Below are 23,651 nucleotides of genomic sequence, written 5' to 3' on the forward strand. Positions count from 1 at the left end.
AGTCAGCTGCCTGCCTGGCCGGCCTCCATGGCAAGGCGCATCTGCTCTGCCTGTTCGATCGAGATGCCAAGTGCATCCAGAAGCGGACCGCCATCGCTCTCGTCCCAGCTATGGCGCGGGCCGACCGTCATACCGCCATCGACGAGGAATTCCCCGCCCGTAACAAAGCCTGACCGGTCGCCCGCAAGGAAGAGCGCCATGTCCGCAATGTCCTTGGCCGCACCTGTGCGACCGGCTGGCTGCATACGCCCACCCTGCTGCTCGACCAGGGCGGCCATCTGGTCTGCCTGCTCGCGCGACAGGCCCAGTGAGGCGCCAAAGATCGACGTTGCGATAAAGCCTGGCAGAATCGAATTGACCCGGATCTTGTATTTGGAAAGCTCTGCGGCGGCGAGCTTGGAGAAGTGCGCGACGCCTTTCTTGGCCACCGAATATGTGATCGGCGCATAGCCTGCGCAAACTGCGGAAATCGATGATGTGTTGATGATCGACCCGCCCTTCTCCTTCATCATCGGCACGGCCAGCTTGGTGCCAACAAATACCGACTTCAGGAGCAGGTTCATGGTCTGGTCCCAGCCATCCTCATCCAGCTCCTCGACGCCGGTTGGAGTGCCGCCATGACCGGCATTGTTCCAGAGGATATCCAGCCCGCCAAAAGCGTCCTGCGCGGTTTCGAACAGCTTCTTCAGGTCTGATGTCTTGGTCACGTCGCAATGGACATAGCGCACCCGGTCAGAGCCAAATCGCGCTTCCAGCGCCTTGCCCTTTTCGTCCTGCAGGTCGCCCGCCACGACATTCGCGCCGGCCTCGACAAACACTTCGACACCGGCATAGCCAATGCCGCTCGCCGCACCTGTGATGATTGCCGTTTTCCCGCTTAGATCGCCCATGCATTCCTCCTCATATTGTTTGCCAGCGAGGGGGCGCCGGGAGGGGCCGCAAGTCAAGATTGGCGTCGGGTAAAGAAAACCCCCGGCGCCATGGGAGGCCCCGGGGGTAAACCGTGTCATTCGTTTAGCTGAAAAGCCTACTCGTCTTCGCCGAACAGCTTGCGGTGAAGATAGACATGCTCCAGCGCAGTGCGGCGGGCCGCTTCTTTCTGGTTCGCTGCCGCCGAATGGCCGCCATCAATGTTCTCATAATAATAGAACGGCTTGCCAGCGACTTCGAACTTGCGCGCCATCTTGCGCGCATGGCCCGGATGTACGCGGTCATCCTTGGTCGACGTCACGAAGAATGGCGTCGGATAATCCGCATTCGGGTCGAAGTTCTGGTACGGCGAGATCGTCTCAAGGAAGGCACGCTCGCGGGGCACATCCGGGGAGCCATACTCATCGACCCAGGACGCGCCTGCCAGCAGCAGGTGGTAGCGCAGCATATCAAGCAGCGGCACCTGGATCACGACAGCATCCCAGAGGTCCGGACGCTGCGTCAGCATCACGCCCATGAGAAGGCCGCCATTCGACCCGCCCATGATGCCAAGATGGTCGGTCGAGGTCACACCCCGGCCGATAACGTCCTGCGCCACGGCAATGAAATCATCATAGATGATCTGGCGCTGCGTTTTCAGGCCAGCCTGGTGCCAGGCCGGGCCGAACTCGCCGCCGCCACGGATATTGGCCAGCACATACGCGCCGCCCTCTTCCAGCCAGAGACGTCCGCGCACGCCCGAATAGGACGGGTTCATCGAGACCTCGAAGCCGCCATAGCCATAGAGCAGCGTCGGGGTCGTGCCATCAAGCTCGATCCCTTCCTTATAGACGATGAAGTACGGAATCGCCGTGCCGTCGGTAGAGACTGCGAAATGCTGGTCCACCGCCAGGCCTTCGGCGTCGAACTTGTTGGGCAGGCTCTTGATCTGACGCACTTCGCCCGAGCTCACATCATAGCGGAGCAGGCTGTCAGGCGTCAGGAAGTCCTCATAGTTGATGAAAACCGTATCGGAATCGCGGTCAGCAAAAGCGATCCCCGCCTGACCGGACGTGCCCGGCAGGCTCAGCTCCGTGCGTGACCAGCCATTGTCGGCTGGTTCGATCTGCAAGACCTTGCCGCGCACATTTTCGTCAATCGAGAGGAGTGCTGCGCCCTTCGCAATCGCGACACCATTCACCGCCTGATTGTTCTCAGGGTGGAAAACGAGCGAGACCGGCGGCACTTCACGCGTGCGCAGGAAGGTCTCGAGATCGAACGCAACCACGTCGCCAGAGAAGAAGGCAGACCCAGCGCGCGGTGACCAGTTCTGCTTCAACGTGATCAGCAGATTGCCCTGATAGACGCCCTGCGGCGATGACTTCTGCGGGATCGGCATACGGACAGGGCGGACCTCGCCCTCCGGCATCCACCAATAGGTGGACGTGAAGAAAGTATCTGCCTCGACAGCCACCTGCAGCCGGCGGCCATCATCGGTCTCGATCACCGATGGCCAGACACCGACATCGCTCTCATCACCGCGCACGACTTCAACAGCCGAAGACAACGGCGTGCCGCGCGCCCAGCGCTTCACGATGAAAGGATAGCCCGAGGCCGTGGTCGTGCCTTCGCCCCAGTTCGTGGCAATCAATGCCGTATTGCGATCCACCCAGGCAAAGCCCTGCTTCGCCTCTGGAGTCACAAAGCCGACCTCGACAAAGCTCTTGGTGGCGATATCGAACTCGCGCTGGATCACGGCGTCCTTGCCGCCATCGGATAGCGAGATCATGCAATACCAGCGCGCACCCGCATCGGACTTGAAGCAATTGGCGCCCTTATAGACCCAGTTCTTGCCTTCTTCCTCAGCCAGCGCGTCGATATCGAGCAGGGTTTCCCAGCGTGGATTGCTGGTTTCGTAGCTTTCCAGAGAGGCGCGGCGCCACACGCCGCGCACATTGGTGCTGTCCTGCCAGAAATTATAGACATAGCCGTCACGCACAGCCCCGTACGGGATGCGCTCATCGGACTGCAGGACATCCAGCGCAGCCTGATAATAGCGGTCATACATGCCGTCGGACTGAAGCTCTGCCAGTGTGCGCTCATTCTGGGTGCGAACCCATTCGAGAGCTTCCTCGCCCTCTACCTCTTCAAGCCAGACATAGGGATCTTCACCCGGGGCAACGTTTTCCTGCGGATAGGTTTTCACTTCGGCAACGGCCTCCTCAGGCATCATTTCAGCTTCTTCTTCCATCACATCTGCTTCAGCAGGCTCGACGGTTTCGGGCGCCGCGACATCAGCCTCTTCGCTCGGCGCCGGGGTCGATTGGCAGGCGGCAACAAGAACAAGAGCAGCCATCGCTGTCAGGGGTTTTTTCATCCAGAAACTCCGATAAGGTGACGCAGAATATCGTTTCCTGCATGGTTAAGCAGAAAAGATTATCCGGATACAGGGGTGCATCCATGAAAGACACAACCCGCCGCAACCTCCTCAAGGTTGGGGCCGCTGGTATTTCGGGTATGGCCGCGCTTTCAGGGCGCGCCGCCGCGCAGGAAACAGACATGGCGACCATCTCCCCCGGCACGATAGCCAGCGCGGAAAAGCTTCTCGGTGTCGAATACACCGACGCTGAGCGTGAGCAGATGGTGTCGGCGCTCGAAGACCAGCTTAGCGCCATTCAGCAACTTCGTGCCGTCGAAAAGCCGAACGCGCTCGCCCCGGCCCAGACATTCGATCCGCGTCTCCCCGGGCTCGACTACCCGGCTGCGAAATCGAGTTCGGCGACTACGGCCACGATCCCATCCGCCTCTTCCCTGCCAGCGAACAGCGAAGACATCGCCTTTGCGCCGCTGACGAAGCTCGCAGGCTGGATCCGGTCCAGAGACCTGACCTCCCGCCAGCTGACTGATATCTATCTTGACCGCATAGACCGGCTGGACCCTAAACTTCACGCATGGATCACCGTCATGCCTGAACGCGCCCGCGAAGAGGCCGAAGCGATGGATACGGAACTTGCGAACGGCAAAGACCGGGGCCCTCTTCACGGTATCCCATATGGACTTAAAGACCTGTTTGACGCGGTCGGCGCCCGCACCACATGGGGCGCAAAACCCTATAGCGAAGGCGAGCTGGCGACGGCGGACAGTGCCGTTGTTCGCAATCTGAAAGAGGCAGGTGCCGTCCTGCTTGGCAAGACGAGTTGCGGCGCGCTCGCCTATGGCGACATCTGGTATGGCGCCGTGACCCGAAACCCGTTCGATCCGCGCGAAGGCTCATCCGGCTCCAGCGCGGGCTCGGCATCTGCGGTCGCCGCTGGGCTTTGCGGTTTCGCAATTGGTACGGAAACACTGGGATCTCTTGTCTCGCCCTCACACCGCTGCGGCGGGTCCGCGCTGCGTCCAACTTTCGGACGTGTCTCGCGCGCGGGTGGAATGGCGCTCTGTTGGTCGCTCGATAAGGTCGGCCCAATGGCGCGCAGCGTCGGAGATCTTGGTCACGTGCTCAGCGCCATCAACGGATACGATGCACAGGATACAGGTTCGCTCCACTCGAGTTTCGGCTATCAGCCGACGACCGATTTCACTGGAATGAAAGTTGGCTTCGACGATGCTTGGCTAGAAACCGCGACCGATGTCGAAAAAGCCGCATTCGTCGAGGCAAGAAAGCTAGGTGCGACTTTCGTACGCTTTAAACGGCCCGAGCTTCCTTCGGCGCCGCTACCGCAACAATTGCTTGCCGAGGCGGCCGCTGCCTTTGAAGAGCTCACCCTCTCCAATCGTGACGATGATATGGTCTGGCAAGAGGACCCAGCCTGGCCAAACAGTTTCCGCGCCATCCGGTTCGTGTCGGCGGTGGACCTCATTCAGGTCGACAGGCTTCGCCGCCTCTGGATGCAGGCCATGCATGAGGCCTTTGAGGGGATAGACCTCGTCATCGGCCCGAACTTCTCGTCCGGCATGCTGACGCCGACGAACTTCACCGGTCATCCATCCCTCGTCATGCGCGCAGGCTTTCAGGACACGCGCCCGCGCAGCATTTTCGGCCAGCCGCAAGATGAGAACGCCTCGACGGCGCGCACGCCCATTGCCATCTCGCTCTGGGCGCCCCTCTTTCAGGAAAACACGCTGCTCTCATTCGGCGCAGCCCTTGAAGACGCGCTCGGCGTCGCAGGAGAACGACCATCCCTTTGAAGAACCATAATATACTGATACTCTGCACAGGTAATTCCGCGCGCTCGATCATCGGCGAAGTGCTGGTCTCTGCCATGCCTGGGTTCAAGGGCTATAGCGCTGGCTCGACCCCGCGCGGGGAGCCGCATCCCGTCGCGCTCGCTGTGCTGTCGGCCAAGGGCCACGACACGAGCGGACTCTCTTCGAAAAGCTGGGATGTCTTTGCCGGTGACGATGCGCCAAACATGGATGTCATCATCACGGTCTGCGACAATGCCGCTGGTGAAGCCTGCCCCTACTGGCCCGGCCACCCGGTTCAGGTACATTGGGGCCTACCGGATCCGGCCGATGTCGAGGAGATGTCACGCCAGCGCATCGCTTTTGAGGACACGTATTTTAGCCTCAAAAAGCGGCTTCAGAAGCTCGCCGCACTCGACTTCGACGCTCTCTCTGAAGCAGAGTTGAAGGCCGCCATCCAGGCAATTCACACCCAGCGTTAAGCTAGAACACGCTCGCCCAGAAATCAGCGGACGTATCGATCAGACCCAGCGCGTCCTGAATGACCACAAGGTCATGACCATCCATCATGGACGGGCGCACCGGCTGGGTGATCGCAAGATGACGCACCAGCTTGGTGCAGGTGAACAGGCCTTCCGGCAGCGCACGGGCATCCAGGCTGAGCCCCCTTGGCCGCGGGTGCATCACATCGTTTCGCGCCGCGATGACACGCTCAATGGCACGGTGCTCTTCGGGCCGCAGCGGCGCCGTATAGGGTTGCTCAAGGAAAGCCGGGTCGGACACCCGCGCGACCAGTTCCCCAGGCCCCGGCATGGCAGGCAGCTCTGCGCCTGCCTCGGACAGCGCCATGACGCAGGCCTGCTGCACCATCAGCACTGCCCCGGTCACAAGCCATGGCAGCGACGTCTCCGTCTCGACGACAAGGATCGCATGGGTGGAGGTGAACTTCGCCGTATCGGCAAGTTGTCTCGAAAGCGGGTGGAGCATGCCTGACAGATAGCTGCCTCAGCAGGCTCAGCAAGTCTGCTTAGCCTGCGCCCGTCTGGCTCAGCCGCTCGGCCGCCTCGATGACCACATCAACCGGCGGGCGATCCTTATAGCCCTCTTCACGTAACACTTCGACGACCATGCCATCAGTGTCGATGAAGACGATGGCCGGGTGCGGAATGCCCCAGTATCTCGACCCTTCGCGCATCTCCTCATTGAACAGATCGAAAGCCCGGATGGCGTCCGACCCCTCATCGGAAACCAGCGTATAGGTCAGGCCCTTTTCTTCCGCGAACGCAGTGAGTGTTTCAGGTGGATCGTAAGACAGCACCGTGAGGGCCCAGCCTGATGCCGCAAGCGGCGCCTTTGCACCCTCGAGTTCGATCGCCTGCTGCCTGCAATATGGGCACCAGTCGAGCGAGCGCACAAAGGCGACAGCGACGCCCGCTTCTCCCGAAAGGTCCGACAGGGACACGGTTTCACCTTGGGCCGTGACGACCTCGCTCACCGGGGCCGGCGCCCCAACCTGCGGCCCGATCGAGCTCTCTTCAGCAACCGCCGCCAAAGCAAACAGGCTCGCGGCTCCTCCGGCCAGAATACCCCGTACGAACATGCTTTGCTTCCTTCTCCGAACCTTGCCGCATTGACGGTAGTGCGCCCCTGTCTCAACGGCGAATGACAATTTCGTGCGCTCAGGCGAAGTTGCTGAAAGATATTCAGCGAGATTCGTCTCTTGGGTGGCTGGATTTGTCTGACGAACTCATGCAGGCTTTCGCCATCATGGTCCCATTGTCGCGCAAATCGCCCGTCCCGCCTTCGCAATGCAACCTTGCGCGCGCCATCGAACTGATCGGTGACCGCTGGACGCTCCTGATCCTGCGGTCGGCGCTTTATGGCGTTCGCCGCTTCGATGATTTTCAGGAAGAGCTTGGCACCCCGCGCACCGTCCTCTCCAGCCGCCTCAACGATCTTGTCGATGCAGGCCTGCTGGAAAAAAGGCCCTACAAGCTGAAAGGCCGCCGCGCGCGCTCTGAATATGTGCTGACCGACCAGGGCGAGGCGCTGCGCCCGGTCCTGATCGGCCTTACCCAGTGGGGCGATGCCTGGCTTGGCGCTGGCGGACAGCCGCCAATCAGCTTTACCGATGCGGAAAGCCGCGATGCGGTGCGCTTGGCCTTTGTGTCCAGCGCCGGCCGCGAAGTCGCCCTCGACGATCTGCGGGTGGTTATCCGGCGCTAGTGGACGGCCCTATTTCGCCAGGTAGAGCTGCAGTACATCGTCAGCGATCCGGCTGAACGCCTCACCCAGCCGCGATGCGTCCGGGACGTCCAGATAGTGCTCAGGCGATGTCGCGCACTTGCTAAGCACACCGTCAGAACGTTCATCGTCCAGCTCCAGGCGCACCGCATAGATCACGATGCCCGCCGCCTTCGCATTGCTGCACGCTTCCAGCGTACGCCTGTCCATCTCGGTCCAGATCTGCGACTGCGATGGTCGTGATGGGACATTCATGCGCCCATTTGCGGCATATCCGTAGGCCGAATAATCGCTACCCCGCATATCGGACCGGGAGCTTACATGATTGTTGCCGTCGCTGAGCAGCACCATGACCTTGTCGACACTTCGATCATCGTATGGCCCACCTTCGGTAAACGGTGCCTCGGGCGACAGAACGCGCCAGCCCCACGCAACGCCTTCACTCATATTGGTGCTGCCTTCAGCCTCCAGACGATCAATCTCACTCTTGATGAAGCTCGCATTCTCGGTGAGCGGGACAATCGGGCGGGTCGAACAATTGAAGCCAGGGCCGATCGGCGTCGTGACGTCGGAATAGAAGCGGTAGGAACGCTTGAGGGCCGGTGCCCCATTATTTCCGCGACCCCGATTTCCTCGCTCGTCATCGTCGTCGTCATCATCATCATCATCATCATCGTCATCGTCATCGTCATCATCGCGTCCACGGCCGGGTGCCAATCCATTCGTCGATGCGCGTATGATTGCGACACCATATTTCGAAACATCGGAAATAAGACTCATCGAATTCCAGGACCAGCCACGGTCATTGAGATAGTCATTGGCATAGCGGCGCCGGTCATCAGGCTCATCGGGATAGAAGCTCGGCGTGAAGAGAGTTTCCGGATTACGGCGCCGGGGGCGGGTATCATCCACATCAAGCGGATATTCGCGGGCCTCGACGCAGCCTGGCCACACCTCACCCAGCGCTTCGTAAAGCTTCACACGGCTGGTCCGCGGCAACAGATTCGTCGCGCTCACATCAGAGCGGCCATCCTTGTCGATCCAGTTCTTGTTCCAGTTTTCGGGCCCGACATTCACCCAGGTCGAGAACGGCACCAGCGCAAAGCGGCGGCTGGAGGTCTTGCTCGTCGCGGCATCGATCTTGTCGACCAGCAGTTTAGCAGCTGCGCGCGCCTGGACGATCTTGTCACCCCTCATCGACCCTGTGGTATCGAACGAGATTGCAATTTCGAATTTGCGCTCACTGTGGCGCACCTGAGAGACACGGCTGACGCCCAGCTGCGTGACGCCAGCTAGACCCAGAAGTGTCGTGTCGATGTCTCCATCGACGGTCGCCGTGATGTCGTCGCCATTCTGAACAATTTCGAAATCGTGAATCGCGACGCCGCGCCCGCGCATCTGCTCATCGAACACCTCGCGCGCCTCGGCCTTGAGAACCTCGATGTCGCGCTCACCCAGGTCATGCGCCACATAGAGAAGCGCGGCATCCAGCGCCGCCTGCGTTTCCACCGACGCCGTGCGATGGCGGGTCATGTCGATCGCGCCGCCCGCAATCGCGAGTAGCGGGATCACGCAGAGAGCAAAAATCATCGCGGTATTGCCGCGCTGGTCGTTCCAGAAACGCATTAACCAATCTCCATTGCGGCAGGTCTAGCGCAACTGCGTCAAAAACCGGTTCTCCCAATGGATTAAATTTCAAATGAATCGGTAAAAAGCCGAGCTTCTTCAGGCGGCTCTAGCGCGTGCCGCTCCAGATCTTCAGCGGATCGAACGCGCCCTCTTGAGCCGCTGCTTTCAGCGCCTCGATCTGGCGGTTCACAGGACCTTCATGGGCCTCAGTACCAGACTGATAGATAGCCTCATCCAGACGGCAGATACGGTTGTAGAGGGCTTCGGAATTCTCAACGAGGTCGAGGAAAGCGTCCGGCAGGCCGAGACCGCGCTGCTCAGATGCCTCCAGCGCAGGCGCTTCCCGGCGCAGTCTGTATTTTGGCGACAGTGCATCCTCACGCGACATGTCCCCATCGCGCACCGCCCTTTGCATGACCAGCCAGCTCGCCGCCTGCATCAGGCGCGCCGTCAGTTCCATGCTCCATGCGGCATAGGTGAGGCCCGCTTCGCGCGGCAGCTTGCGCGACATCTCGCGGCCTGGGCCGTCCAGATAGCTCGCTGTTCTTTCGACGAGCGCCATACCTTCTGCGAATACCTTGTCGAAGACGCGTCCGGACGTGAAGTCCGGCTGCATCTCGTCGAGCGCTTTTTGACTGGAAACGGCAGCCATATTTCCCCTCAGCACAGTCCGCAAAATTTATCAGGCTTAATCGCAGAGACTAGGGCCCCAGACCTTTAAAGGGTCTTAAGATCGGGTCGTGACTTAAGACTTGAAAATACTGTCCGCCGCCGATTTGTGCGCCTCTTTCCTGGCGATCTCAGCCTCGCATGCCTCGATATCGGCTTTCAGCGTTTCGATCCGAGCCTTCAGTTCATCCACGGATAATATTTCAAGATCCAGCTTGGCCGGACGCGGCGTGTCCTCTTCAAACATTGATCGGGCCTCCTCAGCCACTTACCTCTCGCCTTCAAGGCAAGGACAGACGCGCGCCGAAATCAAGCCTCAATCCAGAAGAGGTGGCGCCAGACACAGTTAATCAAGACACCAGACAGGATGTGAACATGACCGACCGGATGCAGGCAATCGTGGCAAATGAAGGCGAACCGCTGAAGCTGGCAGAGGTCGACCGGCCAGAGATCGGCCCGCACGATGTCCTGGTGAAAGTCGCCGCTGCCGGCCTCAACCGCGCGGACCTTGTCCAGCGTGCAGGCAAGTACCCACCGCCCCCTGGCGCTTCACAGATCATGGGCCTGGAATGCGCAGGCACGATTGTCGCCCTTGGTGAGAAGGTCACGCGCTGGAAGGAAGGCGACCGGGTCTGCGCCCTCCTTGCGGGTGGCGGCTATGCTGAATTCTGCGCGGTCGATGAAGGCTCGCTCCTTCCTGTGCCGGAAAACCTCTCCCTGACGGAGGCAGCCGCCCTGCCCGAAGCCATGATGACGGTCTACGCCAATATTTTCATGCGCTCAGCCTTCAAACCGGGAGAGAACGTCCTCATCCATGGTGGCACCTCAGGCATCGGCTCCATGGCACTCCAGATGCTGAAAGAGGCTGGCGCAGGCACCGTCTGGACGACGGCCGGCTCCGACGAGAAATGCGAAGCCGCAACCTCGCTCGGCGCCACCCGCGCGATCAATTACAAGACCGACGATTTCGAGAAAGTCGTCAAGGAAGGCGGCGGCGCCGATGTCATTCTCGACATGGTCGGCGGCGACTATGTGCAGAAAAACATCTCGGTTGCCCGCGTGAACGGGCGTATCTGCAATATCGCCTATCTGAACGGCTCAAAGGTTGAACTGGATCTCATCTATCTAATGATGAAACGCCTGATCCTGACCGGCACGACGCTGCGCGCCCGGTCTGCAGAGGAAAAGGCAGAAATCCGCGCCGCCATTGAAGATCAGTTCTGGCCGCATGTCGCTAGCGGTGCCATCAAACCTGTCATCGAAAAGGTCTATCCGGCCAGCGAAGCCGAAGCGGCTCAGGCGCACATGGCGGCGGGCGGCCACATCGGCAAACTCTTGCTCGAATTCGCCGCCTGAGCGACTGAAGCCGGGCAAACCGGCCTTAAGACTCAGTAACACGAGCGGTCTGCGCTATCGTACACGCTATTAGTGTGCGATAGTGTTGCCAGTCGCGAGGCAGAGACATTCACCAGCCTCCTGCGACCGGAGCCTTTCATGGGACAGCGGATCACTCAGCACGGGAGCACCCTCCTACAAAGAGAGACCGATTTTCGGGCTCGCGCGGACTCCATGCCGCGGCTGGCATGGATCGCCGACGGTGACGGCTCCATCTACTGGTACAATCGCCACTGGTTCGAATACACCGGCACAACACTGGAAGAAATGTCCGGCTGGGGCTGGCAGAGTGTGCACCACCCTGACCATGTCGACCGCGTCGTTACGCGCATCAAAAAAGCATTCGAAACCGGTGAGCCGTGGGAAGACCTTTTTCCTTTGCGCGGGCAGGATGGCGACTATCGCTGGTTCCTCTCCGAGGCACAGCCTCTTCTTGATGAAACTGGCAAGGTTCGTTTCTGGTTCGGTACCAATATGGACGTAACCGAACAGATCTCTGATGCGATAGGCTCGGTAACCGACCAGCCGCCTGAAGATCTTCTGCACCGTATAGAAATCAAACCCGGCGCGACCATTGCGATAGAACTCGCAGACCAGAATCTGCCCCTTGCCGGCGAAAGCCCGGCACGCCAGACCATTCTGATCCTTGAGGATGAGCCGATGACTGCGCTCGACCTTGAAATGCGCCTCAGCGACGCCGGCTACAATGTCATGGGTCCGGCCATGACGATCGCCGGCGCCGAGCGTGAAATTGAGCATGCGCTTCCAGACATTGCGCTTCTCGATTCAAATCTCGGCGGCCGGAAATCCTATGGCCTCGCAGAACGGTTGATAAAGGCTGGTGTGCCCGTCGTGTTTTGCACCGGCTATGAAGAGCTTGAAGACCTGCCGGAGCGTTTGCGAAGCTGCCCAGTCGTTTCGAAACCGTTCAAGGACAGTGTTCTGATGGGGTCGATTTCGGCGGCCGCGACCCGCCCAGACGCCTAGACAGGTGAAAGGCTGGCGGACAGCCAGCTGATGTTCGGGGAGCTTCTCATGAAGCATAGTGACGAACTTGAGAAACTCGCTTCCAGGTTGCGCCACGCGCATGCTGACAATTGCACGCTTGTTGTCGGCCTGACCGGCTCGGTCGCGTGCGGAAAGTCCACCCTCGCCGCCGCGCTCAGCGATGTCCTCTCGAGAACCCATCGCGTGGAAAATGTATCAACGGACGGCTTCCTCTGTCCCAATGACGAACTGGAAGCACGCGGGCTGATGATGCGGAAGGGCTTCCCCGAAAGCTATGACAATACTGGCATGCGTTGGGCGATTACCCGCGTAAGGGTCCTGCCTGCCGTCTTCCCGGTGCATAGCCATGGCACCTATGACATCGACCCTGCCCTTGCCCGTACAATCCCCCCGCCAGATATCCTGCTTCTTGAAGGGCTTGGCTTCAAACCGCCATCCGGCGAGGAGCGCGCAGGTGAACCGGACATCCTCGTCTATCTCGATGCCGAGACCCCGCACATTGAAACCTGGTTTCTCGACCGGTTCATGCAGTTCTGGCATGCGGCCGCCGACGACCCGACGTCCTTCTATCGGCGCTTCCGCGGCATGACAGAAGACGAAGCCCGCGCCTTCGCCCGCACCGAGGTCTGGCAGAAAATCAACCTCCCCAATCTCGAAAATCACATCCTCCCCCTACGCGAACGCGCAGACATCATTGTCCGGAAGGATGCTGAACACCGTCTGCTGGCCGCTTGAGGCCCACTACAAACCCTGCCTTCCCAAGTGAGCGGCTTCGTTCTATACTTCAGGCTGTTAGGAACTTTCCCGTTCTGGAACCCTGACCGCCCGGCCCGAAAGGCCGGGCGGCTGCGTTTCTGGGACCAGCATGATGGAGCCCGAAAATGGCCGATATTCTGATGCCGAAGGCAACCGCTGTCTGGCTGATCGACAACACCACGCTCTCGTTCGAGCAAGTCGCTGACTTCTGCGGTCTTCACAAGCTCGAAGTCAAAGGCATCGCCGATGGCGATGTGGCCGAGAACATGCGCGGCGTCGATCCGATCTCAGGCGGTGAGCTGACGCGTGAGGAAATCCGCAAGGGCGAAGGCAATCCGGAATACCGCCTGAAGAAGGCTGAATCCAAGATCGCGCACATCCCGCAGCCAAAACGCAAGGGCGCGCGCTACACGCCGGTCGCCCGCCGTCAGGACAAGCCGGACGCCATCGCCTGGTTCATCCGTAACCACCCGGAAGTCTCCGACGCGCAGATCTCCAAGCTGATCGGCACGACCAAGGCAACGATCACCAATGTGCGCGACAAGTCGCACTGGAATTCGCAGAACATCAAACCGGTCGACCCGGTCACACTGGGTCTCTGCACACAGATCGAGCTGGACGAAGTCGTCAACAAGGCCGTCGATCGCCGCAAGAAGATGGAAGCGCAAGCTGGCATCGAAGGTGACGGCCCGGGCCTTCGCCCCGCTGAGGATGCCGACGCCGCCAGCCAGGCCGTCGACACCGATTCCGGTAATGGTGAAGAGCCTAACGCCGACGACATCTTCTCGAACTTCAAGGGCTAGTTGGCCCCACGAACATCCAAAAAACGGAAAGGCGCCCTGAAATTTTCGGGGCGCCTTTTTCTATACCGTCAGAAAACACCGCCAGCGCACCGTCACTGCACCGTGAAAACACCGGAAACCTACTCCTCCGTCCCCCGCACTTTCCGCACCGCATCCGCCATGGAATGGCGCGCACTTCCAGGACGTAGAGGTTTGGGTTGGCTGTCCGCCGGGGCCCAGCCTGACAGCCAGACGACATTGAACGTCGCTCTCAAGCGGCCATCCGGATCGGCGAAACGCTCCCTGTAAATCTCTGCCATTCGGGCCAGAATTCGTCGTGACAACGGCCTTCTGGGACTTTTCTCGTTGGCCGCGAAAGCAGCCTGCTCGCCCATGCCCTTCAGGTCCCGCATCAGCACAAACGGGTCGTCATAGCGAACCGTTACCGGCTCTACATCGACCACTGGCAAGGCAAATCCGGCCCGCTGCATCAGGCCCGCCATGTCCTGAAGAGCCGGCAACGGCGAAATACGCGGCGCCGCGCCGCCCGTGATCTCAGCCTCGGCTTCGAGGAAAGCGGTGCGCAACTCTGCCAATGTTCCCGCACCAAACAGGCATCCAAGGAAGAGGCCGTCCGGCTTCAGCACTTGCCGGATCTGGATCAGCGCGCCTGGCAAATCGTTGACCCAGTGGAGAGAAAGTACCGACGTTACAAGATTATAGAAGGCCTCATCGGTACCGAGCGCCTCTTCGTCCATCTCACGAATATCCAGCCCTCGTTCGGCGCCGAGTGCCCGCAAGCCGGACGACATCTCGCCCGCGTCCACAGTACCCGTCTGGGGATGCTCTGCCAGCATTAGTGCCAGCGTGCCATCATGACTGCCCAGGTCGAGCACACGCTCAAACTCCCGGTTCACATCTTCCAGCCTTTCGATGAGATGACTCGACTCTCGCGCTTTCAGGAACGCATAGTCGCCATAATGACGGGCGGCACGGTCGCGGTTGCGCCGATGAAGCGTCCGGTCGAAGAGCTTGGGTGGAGCAGGTGACATGGGCCTCGATATGCACCTTGTGCGGCAGAGGGCAAAGGGCGGACTGCGCGCGGCAGCGCATTTCGTCTGGCCATCCCGCTCGCTTGTCTCCGGCCAGCATCATGGCGGCGAAGGACTTATCGCGCCCGATGACTTTGCCCAGCTGACCTTTCTCGGCGCTAGCGGGTGCCGTCAGTGCGCCCTGCCACTGGAAAGCGACCTTGGCGAAGCAAACCTCTGCGGCAAGTGCGCGGCTAAGCCGCCCCGCTGGGATGCCGCCCGCGCCGCGCTCGCCTATGACGATGTCTCACGCAAGCTGGTTCTAGACCTCAAACATGCAGGCCGCCGCGACGGTCTTTCGACCTTTGCCAACTGGATGACGCTGGCCTCGCGCGAGCTCCTGGATGAGGCCGATCTCATCGTGCCAGTGCCGCTCCACTATCGCCGTCTGGTGCATCGCGGTTTTAACCAGTCAGGCTGGCTGGCACAGGCGCTCTCACAGCGCTCTGATGTGCCATCAAAGGTCGACGCGCTGGTGCGCCGCAAGCCAACGCCGAGCCAGGGCGGGCTGTCCGCGAGGGAGCGCTGGCGCAATGTCCGCGCCGCATTCGAGGTACGCCCGGCCCACAAGCTGCTGATAGACGGCAGACGGGTTATTCTGGTCGATGACGTGTTCACAACTGGCGCGACCCTGTCAGCGTGCAGCCGCGCCCTGAGGCGTGCAGGCGCGTCTCATATCTCACTCGTGGTGCTGGCGCGCGTTGTCAGGCCGTCGGACATAACCATATAAGGCGCATACTGACTGCAATCGACGAGGATTTTTCCTATGTCCGCTGTGACGATCTACACACGTGCCTTCTGCCCCTTCTGCACCCGCGCGGTGTCCCTGCTGAAGCAGAAGGGCGTCGACTTCAACGAGATCGATGCCGGCATGGACCCGGACAAGAAGCAGGAGATGATCCAGAGGTCGAATGGCGGGCGGACCTTCCCGCAGATCTTTATCGGCGATGAGCATATTGGCGGCTGCGACGAGATGATGGCGCTCGAACGCTCCGGCAAGCTCGACAAGAAGCTCGCCGCGCTCTGAAAGCTCGCCACCCATGATCCGCTACGCACTTGAATGCAGGGATTGCGAGGCCGGTTTTGACGGCTGGTTCGCCTCTTCCGAAGGGTTCGACACCCAGTCGGAAAAGGGATTCATCGATTGCCCGAATTGCGGCGGCCACAATATCCGCAAGCAGGTCATGGCCCCATCCGTGCGCCCATCTGAGAAATCGGGCGCGAGCGACCCTGAGAAAGTTTTCGGCAAGCTTGCGGCGCATGCGCGCCAGCACATTGCGGATAATTACGATTATGTCGGCGACGGTTTCGCCGAGGAAGCCCGCTCCATGTATTATGGGGAACGCGAGCATAAGCCGATCTGGGGTGAAACCACGGCTGAGGAACGCGAAAGCCTGAAAGAGGAAGGCGTCCCCGCTGCACCGCTCCCGCCCGCTTTCGTGCCGCCAAAGAAGACCGAAAAGACCAAGCTCAACTAGAAGCCGTAGCGATACGCTGCAGCTGCGACCGCCTGGCTTCTTGACCATCGGCCCGGCGTCGATAAAACGCCTGTAAGAAGGCCCATGAACGGAGTTGATCAATGGCGTCCAGCGAATACACCCGCGGCGAAATGGAAATCGAAGCGCAATCGAAGATGTATTCGGGCTTCATGAAAGCCAGCATGTGGGGTGCACTCATCCTTCTGCTCGCCGTTGGCTACATGGTTTTCACGCTATCGGTCGGCATGAACTGGCTCGTTGCGCTGATCCTCTGTGCAGGCGCAGGTATCGCAATTGGCGTCGGCATGAGCCTTGGCGGCGCCTGGATTGCAACCGTGATTGGTCTTGCGGGTCTTGCACTGGTCGTTCAGCTGCTGATCACCCTCTTCTCGATGGCGATGTAGTCAGCGCCTAGCTGACGGACCGGGCCCACGCCCTCACATCCTCGACATACAGGTCCGGCACTTCCATCGCTGCGAAGTGCCCGCCTTCCTTCATGTCTGACCAGTAAGCCACATTGTAGATCCGCTCGCACCAGCTGCGCGGCGGCGTCCGGTAGATTGTCTCGCCGGGATAATCTGCGATCCCGGTCGGCACCGTGACCTTCTGATCCGGTTTCAGCTGCGCGCCGCCCTCGAGGAACAGCGCGGCGTAGTACCAGACCGATGTCGCGATCGCGTCATTCACCAGATAGATCATCACATTCGTCAGCAGCTGGTCGCGCGAATAGATATCGGTCAGCTTGCCCCGGCTGCGGTCGCTCCAGCCATGAAACTTCTCAAGGATCCACGCGGCGGTGCCCATCGGGCTGTCCATCAACGCCATGGCGAGCGTCTGCGGCTTCGTCGCCTGTTCCATGAGGTAAGCGCCCTCGGCCTGCATGGCAGCCTGCGAAGCTGCAGCCCATTTGGCTTCCTCATCCGTACGCGGGGTCCGGTCGGCAGGCTGATGCCCGATCATGTTGAGATGGATCGCCTTGCAGCCGCCGCCGCTATCGACGCCATGATTGAGACCAAGCAGCGAGGTCACCAGCCCGCCCCAGTCACCGCCCTGCGCAAGATAAGCGTCATAGCCAAGACCTTCGCGCATCAGCGTGTCCCACATGCGCGCGGTGGCCTGCTGGCCGGTTGGCGCGGCGGGTTTTCCTGAAAACCCGTATCCGGGCAGCGACGGGATGACGAGATCGAAAGCGTCCTCAGCCTTGCCGCCATGTTTTGAAGGATAGGCAAGCGGGCCGATCGCATCATGGAATTCATAGATCGAGCCCGGCCAGCCATGCGTCAGCAGGAGCGGACGCTTGCCCCCCGCCTCGCCCACCACATGCAGGAAGTGGATGTCGAGGCCGTCGATCTCTGTCGTGAATTGCGGCCACGCATTGAGCGTCTTCTCGGCGGCGCGCCAGTCATACTCTTCCAGCCAGTAGGCCTGAATATCCTTCAGGAAGGCAGTCGACATGCCGAAGGCCCATTCGTCCCCTATGGACGGCGCAGGAAACCAGCGAAACGCCTCAACGCGCGAGCGAATGCGCGCGAGCACATCATCTGACACGTTTACAGTGAAAGGGGTGACCTTGCTCATGTCGGATCTCCTGCTGGCGTTTCGTCAGGCAGGATGAAGCGCGCAAGGCATCTGGGGGTCAAGGCTCACATGGGGTCAGCTGCCCCGGGAAAATCTAACCAGAGAAACCGCTCTCAACTTCGTTGAAGTGGTCGGAGGTCTTGGAGCCAACCGTGGTCAGCGCGGTGATGAGGAGGATCGTCATCAGGCCCATGATAAGCCCGTATTCAACGGCACTCGCGCCGCTCTCATCGGACTTCAGCTTTTTCACTGGCTTAATGAACATGAAGTCCTCTCAATACCTGCGGGCAAGCTCTTCGAACAGAGGAATATCGGCAGGCGGGGCCTTATAGCTGGCCAGCTCCGCCGGTTTGACCCAGGCAATCTCTTGTCCCTCAAGACCGGCAAGTTCACCCCGCCAGTCCCGCACCTCGTAAAGTGGCATCAAAAGGTGAAAATCCGGATAACCAAAACTCGCAAAAGTGATCGGTTGGAGCGCGGACGGCTCGACCGAGATCTGGAGTTCCTCCTTCAATTCGCGGCAAAGCGCCTCTTCAGGCCGCTCTCCCGGCTCCAGCTTGCCACCCGGAAATTCCCAGAGGCCCGCCATGGATTTGCCTTCCGGGCGCTGGGCCAGAAGGATTTCGCCGCTTTCGTTGAAGATCGCGGCAGCCACCACCAGCAGGACCGTCCCGGTCATGTCCGGTAAGCGCCGTTGATATCGACATAGCCGTGGGTGAGATCGCACGTCCACACCGTCCAGGACGCATCACCGGCGGCAACATCCACCTTGATGGAGATATGGTCGCCTGCGAAATGCCCGGTCGCCACGGCTTCGTCATAGCCCGGCGCCCGCATGCCACCATCGGCCACCAGATGGTCGCCAAACCAGATCTGCATCCTGTCTTTCTCGATCGGCTCAAGCGACTTGCCGACCGCCATGACGATGCGGCCCCAGTTTGCATCACCCGCCGCAAGCGCGGTCTTGATGAGAGGCGAATTTGCGATGTGCATGCCAATCGTCTTGGCCGAGCTTTCCGAAACCGCGTTCTCAACGCAGATTTCGACGAATTTGGACGCGCCCTCGCCATCCTTGACCAGCTGGTGCGCAAGATCGCGGAAGACATCCATCAGCGCGCCGCGGAAGCCGGCCAGGCGCGGGTCGCTGGCGTCCTCGATCATCGGCGCACCGGACGCGCCGGTCGCAAACAGCATGCAGGTGTCCGACGTCGACGTATCACCATCCACGGTGACGGAGTTCAACGTCGGATCGACCGTCTCGCGCAACAGCTTGTCGAGCAGCGAAGGCGCAATGGCGGCATCGGTAAAGACATAGCAGAGCATGGTGGCCATGTTCGGCATGATCATGCCGGAGCCTTTGAGAATCCCAGAGATCGCAACGGGTGTTCCGTCTATTTCGCAGGTCGTCCCGGCCCCTTTCGGGAAGGTGTCGGTCGTCATGAAGGCCCGCGCGCATGCCTCCCAGTCGGCAGGGCCAAGCTTGCTCTCAAGTTCTGGCAGCATTTCGCCAACGAAGTTCGGGTCAGCCAGTGGCTCTCCTATCACGCCGGTCGCGGCCAGGAAGCAGGCCTCTTTCGGCACGCCCAGCGTCTTCGTCATCGCGGCAAGCGTCGCTTCATTCTTGAGCTTGCCCGCCTTTCCCGTGAACGCGTTCGAGTTGCCAGCATTCGCGACGACCGCCCGGCCAACACCGCCGCAAGCCTTAAGCGCCTCGCGGCACCATTCCACATCTGCCGACGCCGTCAGCGAGCGGGTAAACACGCCCGCCGCAGACGTGCCTTCCGGCATCAGGAACAGGAAGACATCATCGCGCTGGACGCCGCGCCGCGCATAGAAGCCGCGCGAGGCGGTCGCCGCCTGTACGCCTTTGACCTCTGGCAAGTCTGGAAAGCTGGCGGGTGCAAAAGGAGACGGGGTGAGTTTCACTCTACGGTCTCCATCTCTTCGTCTGTGCCCGCTTCAGCATCATCTCCGCTCATCTCGGCTGCAGTTCCATCCAGATCGGTATCGCTCTCACCCCCGAGGCCAGCTTCATCGGCCGCCGCGTCTCCCGCTTCTTCGGCGAGGTCACGCGCGATCATCCCGCCTTCGCGCTCCTCAATGTCTGCATTGGCGCGCAGCGTTTGCAGGATCTGGCTGATTTGCGTGAAGGTGAGATAGGTCACGATTTCAGGACGCATTTCTTCCCGCGTCTTGGGCGGGCGTGTGCGGCGCTGCTCGACCTTGAGGATGTGCCAGCCCTGTTCGGACTGGAAAGGCTCTGAGATTTCGCCCGCAGGCGTATCGGCGATGACGGCCGGAAACGGGTCGACCATCTCATTGGGTGCAACCCAGCCGAACGAGCCACCATCAAGGCGCGTCCGGGTGTCTTCGGAAAATTCGAAGGCCAGTGCCGTGAAGTCTTCGCCTGCGCGGGCCTTTTCGAGCACCGTTTCGGCTTCTTCCTGGGTCGCAAGCAGGATGTGTCGGATGCGGACCTCATCATCTAGCTGCTGCAGGCGGACCTGTTCTTCATACATCCGGTCGATGGCGTCTTCATTCACCTGCGTGGCAACGAGGTCTTCCATGAGAAAGTTGCCGAGCAGGCGTTCGCGCGCGGTTTCGAGACGGCGCTGGGCGGCTGGCGTCCGGTCGAGGCCGCGGCGCACCGCTTCCTGTGCAAGGAGACGCTGGTCGATCAGCTGGTCGAGGACGAGCTGGTAATCTTCATGCTCTGGCCCAAAGGAGTCGCCAGGCTCGATCCGGCCCTGGGCGACAGCTTCAAGTTCAACATCAGAGAGGTAGATCGGGTCGCCATTTACCCTCGCGGCAGCGGACGCATCAAAGCCAACGGGCCGGCGGATACCGTTTTCGGGATCACTCTCGCTGCACCCTGCCAGGAAAAGGCCGAGGGTGAGTGTGAGAGCTGGAATTGAGAACCAGTGCCTATGCATGCCTAAGTCCTTGTGTTCGTGGTACAGCCGTTCGCATTGACACTATTTCGCGGCGTTCTTAAGTCTCCCGCGGGGACTGGTCGAGAGGTTTAGTCACCCGCGGCACGCCCCTTCTGCGTGCCCCTCCTGCACATGGTTTCTCGTCAGGAGGCATCCTTCAAGTCAACAGCGCAGATTGGTGCTTGTTTCCATGCTCTCCCTTGCCCGCAAAATGTTCGGTTCCGCCAACGACAGAAAGATCAAGCCGATGCGCAAAAGCGTCGAGCGGATCAATGCTCTGGAGCCGCAAATGCAGGCGCTCTCAGACGAGGAACTGAAAGCCAAGACTGCAGAATTCCGGGAGCGCCTCGAAAAGGGCGAAACGCTGGACGGGCTTCTGGAAGAGGCTTTTGCTGTCGTCCGGGAAGGCTCCGTTCGCGCACTTGGCATGCGCCACTTCGATGTTCAGCTGATCGGCGGCATGGTGCTACACAGGGGCGCCATCGCAGAGATGCGTACCGGTGAGGGCAAGACGCTGGTGGCAACGCTGGCCGTCTATCTCAACGCGCTCGCTGGCAAGGGCGTGCACGTCATCACCGTCAACGACTATCTCGCCAGCCGCGACGCCGAATGGATGGGCAAGCTCTATGGCTTCCTCGGCATGACGACGGGCACCATCGTTCACGGCCTCAACGATGGTGAGCGCAAGGCGGCTTATGCCTGCGACATCACCTATGGCACGAACAATGAGTTCGGCTTCGACTATCTGCGCGACAATATGAAATACTCGCTCGACCAGATGGCGCAGCGCGGTCACGCCTATGCCATCGTCGACGAGGTCGACTCCATCCTGATCGATGAAGCGCGCACCCCGCTGATTATTTCCGGTCCCACCGATGACCGCTCAGAGCTTTACCGCACCATCAACGACCTCATCCCGCAGCTGAACGACGAGACCGATATCGAGCTCGACGAGAAGCAGCGTTCTGTCATCTTCACCGAAGAAGGCATGGAGAAGATGGAGCGGATGCTGGATGAAGCCGGCATGCTGGACGGCAATCTCTGGGACCCGCAGAACGTCTCCATCGTCCACCATTCGAACCAGGCCCTGCGCGCCCACAAGCTGTTTCACCGGGACAAGCAATATCTGATGAAGGACGGCCAGGTCATGCTGGTCGACGAATTCACCGGCCGCATGATGGAAGGCCGCCGCCTCTCTGAGGGCCTGCACCAGGCCATCGAGGCCAAGGAAGGCGTCGACATCAAGCCAGAGAACCAGACGCTGGCGTCCATCACCTTCCAGAACTATTTCCGTCTCTACAACAAGCTCGCGGGTATGACCGGTACCGCCATCACCGAAGCGGCCGAGTTTGCAGACATCTACAAGCTGGAAGTCTTCCAGCTGCCAACCAACAAGCCGATCCAGCGTATCGATGACGATGACGTCGTCTACAGGGTCGCCTCCGCCAAGTATCAGGAGATCGTCAAGGAAGTGCGCGACGCGCGCGCCAAAGGCCAGCCGGTCCTTCTGGGCACCGCTTCGATCGAGAAGTCCGAGATTATCTCGACCCTGCTCACGCAGGCCAAGATCCCGCACAAGGTGCTGAACGCACGCCACCACGAGAAAGAAGCCGAGATCATCGCCGATGCCGGCCTTCCCGGCGCCGTGACGGTCGCCACCAACATGGCCGGTCGCGGTACCGACATTCAGCTCGGCGGCAACCTCGAAATGCGCCTCTGGAAGGCCGTTGACGCCTTCAAGGAAAAGCACGGCCGTGAGCCTTCCCGCGAGGAAGAGGAAGCCATGGAAGCCGAGATCAAGACCGAGATCCAGGCTGGCAAGAAAGAGGCGCTCGATGCGGGCGGCCTCTTCGTTCTCGGTACAGAGCGCCACGAAAGCCGCCGGATCGATAACCAGCTGCGCGGCCGGACAGGCCGTCAGGGTGACCCCGGTAAATCCAAATTCTTCATCTCGGTCGAAGACGACCTCATGCGTGTCTTCGCCGCTGAACGCCTGAACTCGATCATGAAGAGCCTTGGCATCAAGGAAGATGAAGGCATCACCCACCCCTGGATGAACAAGGCGATCGAAACCTCGCAGAAGAAGATCGAGGAACGCAATTTCGAGATCCGCAAGAACGTCCTCAAATACGACGACGTCATCAATGATCAGCGCAAGGCAATCTTCGAGCAGCGCCGCGAGTTCATGAACGCCGGACAGGTCACAGAAGAAGTGACCGACATGCGCCACGACATCATCGACGAATGGGTCGAAGAGGCCATGCCGGAGAAAGCGTTCGCCGAACAGTGGGACGTCGAAGGCCTCACCGAAACGCTGAAGAATGAGCTTGGTCTCGACCTGCCGATTGCTGAATGGGCGTCCGAAGAAGGCGTTGCCAATGCCGAGATCGCCGAGCGTGTGCGCAAGGCGTCGGACGAAACGTTCGAGCAGAAGGTAAAACTCGCTGGCGCAGACCAGATCCGCAATGTCGAGAAACAGGTCCTGCTTCAGGTCCTCGACAGCAAGTGGCGCAACCACCTCCAGCAGATCGACCAGCTTCGCTCAGTCATTCACCTGCGCTCCTACGGCCAGCGTGACCCGCTGAATGAATTCAAGGAAGAAGCCTTCAAGCTCTTCAACGAACTGCTCAGCACGCTGCGCCATGAAGTAACGCGCATCCTGATGAATATCCGCATCACGCCGCCATCGGACGAGGCACAACGTGCTGCCGCCCGTGCCCGCGACGAGGAAGCCCTCGCAGCCGCACGCGCCTCTGTCTTGTCGCGCGAAAGCCTGCGTGAAACGCACCTCAACCCCGACACGGGCGACAATGAGATGACGCCAGACGTCATCGAAGGCCCGAACGATCCGCATGATGGCCCGCCACTTCATCAGGCAGAGGATGACTGGTCACAGACTCCGCGCAATGCGGCCTGCCCATGCGGCTCCGGCAAGAAGTACAAGCATTGTCACGGCTCGCTTAGCCCGGCAGGCACACAGCGCGCTTAAGACGC

25 protein-coding genes are annotated in these 23,651 nt (G+C 60.4%); 12 read left to right on the forward strand and 13 right to left on the reverse strand.

What is annotated here, in order from left to right; translation table 11 throughout:
• Positions 1 to 2 precede the first annotated feature (2 nt).
• Positions 3 to 890: an SDR family NAD(P)-dependent oxidoreductase gene (locus tag O4G74_RS02315; RefSeq protein WP_269401052.1), complete on the reverse strand. Its 888-nt coding sequence runs from the start codon at positions 888 to 890 to the stop codon at positions 3 to 5.
• A 137-nt stretch (positions 891 to 1,027) separates the two neighbouring features.
• Positions 1,028 to 3,286, reverse strand: coding sequence for a prolyl oligopeptidase family serine peptidase (locus O4G74_RS02320; protein ID WP_269401053.1), 2,259 nt, complete (start codon positions 3,284 to 3,286; stop codon positions 1,028 to 1,030).
• Positions 3,287 to 3,369: 83 nt separating this feature from the next.
• On the opposite strand from O4G74_RS02320, the gene O4G74_RS02325 reads away from it, so the two are divergent.
• A complete protein-coding gene (locus tag O4G74_RS02325; protein ID WP_269401054.1) occupies positions 3,370 to 5,097 on the forward strand; it encodes an amidase in 1,728 nt (575 codons plus the stop codon).
• Entirely contained in the window at positions 5,094 to 5,576 is a 483-nt protein-coding gene (locus tag O4G74_RS02330) for an arsenate reductase ArsC (protein ID WP_269401055.1), read from the forward strand. Before O4G74_RS02325 ends, O4G74_RS02330 begins: the two co-directional genes overlap by 4 nt.
• Position 5,577: 1 nt before the next feature.
• Here the strand turns inward: O4G74_RS02330 and O4G74_RS02335 are convergent, their stop codons facing one another.
• Positions 5,578 to 6,081 carry a hypothetical protein gene (locus O4G74_RS02335; protein WP_269401056.1) on the reverse strand — a complete coding sequence of 168 codons (504 nt, stop codon included), beginning with the start codon at positions 6,079 to 6,081 and terminating at the stop codon, positions 5,578 to 5,580.
• A 40-nt stretch (positions 6,082 to 6,121) separates the two neighbouring features.
• Complete coding sequence (locus O4G74_RS02340; RefSeq protein WP_269401057.1) at positions 6,122 to 6,694, reverse strand: peroxiredoxin family protein; 573 nt, start codon at positions 6,692 to 6,694, stop codon at positions 6,122 to 6,124.
• A 134-nt stretch (positions 6,695 to 6,828) separates the two neighbouring features.
• Between O4G74_RS02340 and O4G74_RS02345 the strand changes: the two genes are divergently transcribed.
• A complete protein-coding gene (locus tag O4G74_RS02345) occupies positions 6,829 to 7,320 on the forward strand; it encodes a winged helix-turn-helix transcriptional regulator (RefSeq protein ID WP_269401058.1) in 492 nt (163 codons plus the stop codon).
• A gap of 9 nt (positions 7,321 to 7,329) precedes the next feature.
• On the opposite strand, the gene O4G74_RS02350 is transcribed toward O4G74_RS02345, so the two are convergent.
• The 3 genes from O4G74_RS02350 to O4G74_RS02360 all read right to left on the reverse strand — a co-directional run bounded on the left by O4G74_RS02350 (position 7,330) and on the right by O4G74_RS02360 (position 9,883).
• Positions 7,330 to 8,964 (reverse strand): pilus assembly protein, encoded by a 1,635-nt coding sequence (locus O4G74_RS02350; RefSeq protein ID WP_269401059.1) that lies wholly within the window; start codon positions 8,962 to 8,964, stop codon positions 7,330 to 7,332.
• Between the two features lie 109 nt (positions 8,965 to 9,073).
• The gene (locus tag O4G74_RS02355) at positions 9,074 to 9,619 is read right to left on the reverse strand and encodes a DUF1465 family protein (protein ID WP_269401060.1); all 546 of its coding nucleotides are present in this window, start codon (positions 9,617 to 9,619) and stop codon (positions 9,074 to 9,076) included.
• Positions 9,620 to 9,712: 93 nt separating this feature from the next.
• A complete protein-coding gene (locus tag O4G74_RS02360; protein WP_269401061.1) occupies positions 9,713 to 9,883 on the reverse strand; it encodes a DUF1192 domain-containing protein in 171 nt (56 codons plus the stop codon).
• A gap of 128 nt (positions 9,884 to 10,011) precedes the next feature.
• On the opposite strand from O4G74_RS02360, the gene O4G74_RS02365 reads away from it, so the two are divergent.
• From O4G74_RS02365 to O4G74_RS02380, 4 genes are all read left to right on the forward strand, one after another.
• A complete protein-coding gene (locus tag O4G74_RS02365; protein WP_269401062.1) occupies positions 10,012 to 10,992 on the forward strand; it encodes an NAD(P)H-quinone oxidoreductase in 981 nt (326 codons plus the stop codon).
• Between the two features lie 138 nt (positions 10,993 to 11,130).
• Entirely contained in the window at positions 11,131 to 12,018 is an 888-nt protein-coding gene (locus O4G74_RS02370; protein WP_269401063.1) for a PAS domain-containing protein, read from the forward strand.
• A gap of 48 nt (positions 12,019 to 12,066) precedes the next feature.
• Positions 12,067 to 12,774, forward strand: coding sequence for a hypothetical protein (locus O4G74_RS02375; RefSeq protein ID WP_269401064.1), 708 nt, complete (start codon positions 12,067 to 12,069; stop codon positions 12,772 to 12,774).
• Positions 12,775 to 12,920: 146 nt separating this feature from the next.
• The gene (locus O4G74_RS02380; RefSeq protein WP_269401065.1) at positions 12,921 to 13,598 is read left to right on the forward strand and encodes a DUF1013 domain-containing protein; all 678 of its coding nucleotides are present in this window, start codon (positions 12,921 to 12,923) and stop codon (positions 13,596 to 13,598) included.
• 119 nt (positions 13,599 to 13,717) lie between these two features.
• Here O4G74_RS02380 and O4G74_RS02385 read toward each other — a convergent pair whose 3' ends face one another.
• Positions 13,718 to 14,629 carry a methyltransferase domain-containing protein gene (locus O4G74_RS02385; RefSeq protein ID WP_269401066.1) on the reverse strand — a complete coding sequence of 304 codons (912 nt, stop codon included), beginning with the start codon at positions 14,627 to 14,629 and terminating at the stop codon, positions 13,718 to 13,720.
• On the opposite strand from O4G74_RS02385, the gene O4G74_RS02390 reads away from it, so the two are divergent.
• The 4 genes from O4G74_RS02390 (at position 14,628) to O4G74_RS02405 (ending at position 16,550) form a co-directional block, all read left to right on the forward strand.
• Positions 14,628 to 15,398: a ComF family protein gene (locus O4G74_RS02390; RefSeq protein WP_269401067.1), complete on the forward strand. Its 771-nt coding sequence runs from the start codon at positions 14,628 to 14,630 to the stop codon at positions 15,396 to 15,398. The genes O4G74_RS02385 and O4G74_RS02390 overlap by 2 nt on opposite strands.
• 36 nt (positions 15,399 to 15,434) lie before the next feature.
• Positions 15,435 to 15,695: a glutaredoxin 3 gene (gene grxC / locus O4G74_RS02395; RefSeq protein ID WP_269401068.1), complete on the forward strand. Its 261-nt coding sequence runs from the start codon at positions 15,435 to 15,437 to the stop codon at positions 15,693 to 15,695.
• 13 nt (positions 15,696 to 15,708) lie between these two features.
• The gene (locus tag O4G74_RS02400) at positions 15,709 to 16,146 is read left to right on the forward strand and encodes a DUF1178 family protein (protein ID WP_269401069.1); all 438 of its coding nucleotides are present in this window, start codon (positions 15,709 to 15,711) and stop codon (positions 16,144 to 16,146) included.
• Positions 16,147 to 16,247: 101 nt separating this feature from the next.
• Positions 16,248 to 16,550, forward strand: coding sequence for an aa3-type cytochrome c oxidase subunit IV (locus O4G74_RS02405; RefSeq protein ID WP_269401070.1), 303 nt, complete (start codon positions 16,248 to 16,250; stop codon positions 16,548 to 16,550).
• Positions 16,551 to 16,557: 7 nt separating this feature from the next.
• On the opposite strand, the gene O4G74_RS02410 is transcribed toward O4G74_RS02405, so the two are convergent.
• The 5 genes from O4G74_RS02410 to O4G74_RS02430 all read right to left on the reverse strand — a co-directional run bounded on the left by O4G74_RS02410 (position 16,558) and on the right by O4G74_RS02430 (position 20,657).
• A complete protein-coding gene (locus tag O4G74_RS02410) occupies positions 16,558 to 17,724 on the reverse strand; it encodes an epoxide hydrolase family protein (protein ID WP_269401071.1) in 1,167 nt (388 codons plus the stop codon).
• Between the two features lie 94 nt (positions 17,725 to 17,818).
• Positions 17,819 to 17,989, reverse strand: a complete 171-nt coding sequence (locus O4G74_RS02415) for a Flp family type IVb pilin (protein ID WP_119379387.1) — start codon at positions 17,987 to 17,989, stop codon at positions 17,819 to 17,821.
• A gap of 9 nt (positions 17,990 to 17,998) precedes the next feature.
• A complete protein-coding gene (mutT, locus tag O4G74_RS02420) occupies positions 17,999 to 18,403 on the reverse strand; it encodes an 8-oxo-dGTP diphosphatase MutT (RefSeq protein WP_269401072.1) in 405 nt (134 codons plus the stop codon).
• The gene (gene argJ / locus O4G74_RS02425; protein WP_269401073.1) at positions 18,400 to 19,650 is read right to left on the reverse strand and encodes a bifunctional glutamate N-acetyltransferase/amino-acid acetyltransferase ArgJ; all 1,251 of its coding nucleotides are present in this window, start codon (positions 19,648 to 19,650) and stop codon (positions 18,400 to 18,402) included. The genes mutT and argJ overlap by 4 nt, the downstream gene beginning before the upstream one ends.
• A complete protein-coding gene (locus O4G74_RS02430) occupies positions 19,647 to 20,657 on the reverse strand; it encodes a peptidylprolyl isomerase (RefSeq protein ID WP_269401074.1) in 1,011 nt (336 codons plus the stop codon). Before O4G74_RS02430 ends, argJ begins: the two co-directional genes overlap by 4 nt.
• A gap of 190 nt (positions 20,658 to 20,847) precedes the next feature.
• On the opposite strand from O4G74_RS02430, the gene secA reads away from it, so the two are divergent.
• Positions 20,848 to 23,646 carry a preprotein translocase subunit SecA gene (secA, locus tag O4G74_RS02435; RefSeq protein WP_269401075.1) on the forward strand — a complete coding sequence of 933 codons (2,799 nt, stop codon included), beginning with the start codon at positions 20,848 to 20,850 and terminating at the stop codon, positions 23,644 to 23,646.
• Positions 23,647 to 23,651: the final 5 nt, after the last annotated feature.

This window comes from Henriciella marina (assembly GCF_027213945.1).
GTDB lineage: Bacteria > Pseudomonadota > Alphaproteobacteria > Caulobacterales > Hyphomonadaceae > Henriciella > Henriciella marina_A.